Origin of the sequence: Pontibacterium sp. (assembly GCF_041587635.1) — a bacterium.
GTDB lineage: Bacteria > Pseudomonadota > Gammaproteobacteria > Pseudomonadales > Balneatricaceae > Pontibacterium.
This window is the reverse complement of sequence record NZ_JBFGYC010000608.1, coordinates 1-2,295: the sequence shown is the minus strand read 5'-3', so window position 1 is coordinate 2,295 and position 2,295 is coordinate 1. Positions and strand designations below refer to the sequence as shown.

2 protein-coding genes are annotated in these 2,295 nt (G+C 50.0%); both read left to right on the top strand.

The genetic code is table 11. The annotated features are described in order from the left end of the window. The first annotated feature begins 335 nt into the window (after positions 1-335). Positions 336-809, top strand: a complete 474-nt coding sequence (locus ABYW01_RS19735) for a group 1 truncated hemoglobin (RefSeq protein ID WP_372836099.1) — start codon at positions 336-338, stop codon at positions 807-809. A gap of 212 nt (positions 810-1,021) precedes the next feature. Then, the gene (locus tag ABYW01_RS19730; RefSeq protein WP_372836097.1) at positions 1,022-2,125 is read left to right on the top strand and encodes a phosphoribosylaminoimidazolesuccinocarboxamide synthase; all 1,104 of its coding nucleotides are present in this window, start codon (positions 1,022-1,024) and stop codon (positions 2,123-2,125) included. The last annotated feature ends 170 nt before the right edge of the window (positions 2,126-2,295 follow it).

Below are 2,295 nucleotides of genomic sequence, written 5' to 3'. Positions count from 1 at the left end.
GGGTGTGTTTGATGAGCAAGGGCAATGCACCGATGAGATGATCGATAAGCGGATCAGGCATGTCGCCACCAATCTGATCGATTACATTAACGACCACATCTGTCCGGGGATTGGTCTGGAAGAGATCGTTCGTACTTCAGACCACTAGAGCGGGTTTCGCACGGCCTTGGTGCAACGTGAACGCGACACTAGACAGCGTGTCACGCAGCTATACTTTGATAGGTGAATAGCTGTGCTCCAGTGTCGCCAGATGCCGGTCCCTTATTGGAGTGAGCTCAACCTTCTGCATATCAACTGACCAGGCTGTAGAGGTCAAGACGAAGAGGACAGATGTTATGCAATCTATACGACACGTGGGTACCTCGGTGGTGATGGCGGTGTTGCTGATTTTGATCGCTCCGTTCATACATGCGGGTGATCAAAAGTCAGAACCATCGCTCTATAACCGGTTAGGTGGCGCCTACGCGATAGCCTCGGTGGTGGATGACTTTATTGAACGTCTTCTGGTGAATGATGTACTGAATGCCAATCCGGCGATTAAATCCTCCAGAGATCGTGTCCCCAAGGCGGGTCTTAAGTTTCATGTCACCATGATGGTAAGTGAAGTAACCGGCGGGCCTGAGAAGTATACCGGCCGTTCCATGAAGGATTCCCATGTTCATCTCAACATCACATCGCAGGAATGGGATGCGATGGTGGCGGATTTTAAAGTCACGCTGGCGAAATTTGATGTCCCGGAAAAAGAGCAGCAGGAGCTGATAGCCATTGTTGCAACAACTAAAGCGGACATTGTGACCTCTGCCAAATAATGCCTTTTACCCTAAAATCGGCACATGTCGCTGTGATGCAGCATGTGTCGATCTCCTTGAATTAAATTCAGAACACCACTCTTCAGTCGCAAACTGCATCTAAAAAACGTGTCTCTCAATTTTCAATCTGGTAGAATCGCGCGTTTCGAATTTCCGGGCTTTCCATTTGATGGGTGGCCTTTCTGATCTAGAGATAACAGGACAGTTTTGCAATGAGTCTTGCTGATAAAGTACTGGCAGTAAATAACGATCTGCCAATCCGTACCGATGCACCGGTACACAGTGGTAAAGTCCGTTCCGTTTACTGGCTGACGAAAGAAGACAGCCGTCGCCTGATCAAAGAGAAAGGCTACAACGTTCACGAAGATGCAGAGCTGGCCGTGATGGTCATCAGTGACCGTATCTCTGCATTCGAATGCATCTGGACCGGTGAAGGTGGCATGCAGGGCGTACCGGGTAAAGGCGCTGCACTGAACGCGATCTCCAACCACTGGTTCAAACTGTTCCGTGAACAGGGACTGGCTGATAGCCACATCCTGGACATCCCACACCCATTAGTTTGGGTTGTACAGAAAGCGAAGCCGGTCATGATCGAAGCGATCTGCCGTCAGTACATCACCGGTTCCATGTGGCGTTCATACGCTAAAGGCGAGCGTGAGTTCTGTGGTATCGAAATCGCAGACGACCTGAACAAAGATCAGAAGCTGCCTGAGCTGCTGATCACCCCGTCCACCAAAGGTATCCTGAAAGATATCCCGGGTGTACCTGAAGTCGACGACGTGAACATCACACGTAACGACATCGTGAACAACTTTGAAGCGTTCCAGTTCCGCAGCGAAGCAGATATCGATCTGTACGAAAAGCTGCTGAAAGAAGGCTTTGATGTGATCAGCGCTGAGCTGGAGAAGATCGATCAGGTCTTCGTTGATACCAAGTTCGAATTTGGTTACGTAACCGACGCAGACGGTAACGAAAACCTGATCTACATGGATGAAGTAGGTACGCCTGACTCTTCCCGTATTTGGGATGGCGCCTCTTACCGTGAAGGTAAAGTGATCGAGAACTCCAAAGAGGTCTTCCGTCAGGAGCTGCTGAGCCACTTCCCTGATTCAGACATTCTGGTTAACAAAGATCGTATGGAAGAGCGTTACGCTCTGGCACGTGACAACGAGCTGCCTGCGGCACTGATCCAGAAAGTATCTGATACTTATGTGGGTATCGCTGAGAAGATCACAGGCGAGAAACTGACTCTGTCTGAGAATCCAAAAGCAGAGATCGTTGAGATCCTGCGTGAGCAGTACGGCCTGGTCGACTAAGCCAAACCGCTCGGATAGAAAAGCGCCCGATTCGCATAGAATCCGGCGCTTTTTTTGTGTCTGGGTATTGGGGATAGTGTGCTTGTCTGAACCTGCGGGACGCATCTGCGTTGGTATTTTTATCAACTGTAGGGTCGGATTCATCCGACCGGTAGTCTGGAAGACTACCC

What these genes read in the sequence shown, in the direction of transcription:
- ABYW01_RS19735 (WP_372836099.1), top strand. Translation starts at nt 336, where the DNA reads ATGCAATCTATACGACACGTGGGTACCTCGGTGGTGATGGCGGTGTTG.
- ABYW01_RS19730 (WP_372836097.1), top strand. Translation starts at nt 1,022, where the DNA reads ATGAGTCTTGCTGATAAAGTACTGGCAGTAAATAACGATCTGCCAATC.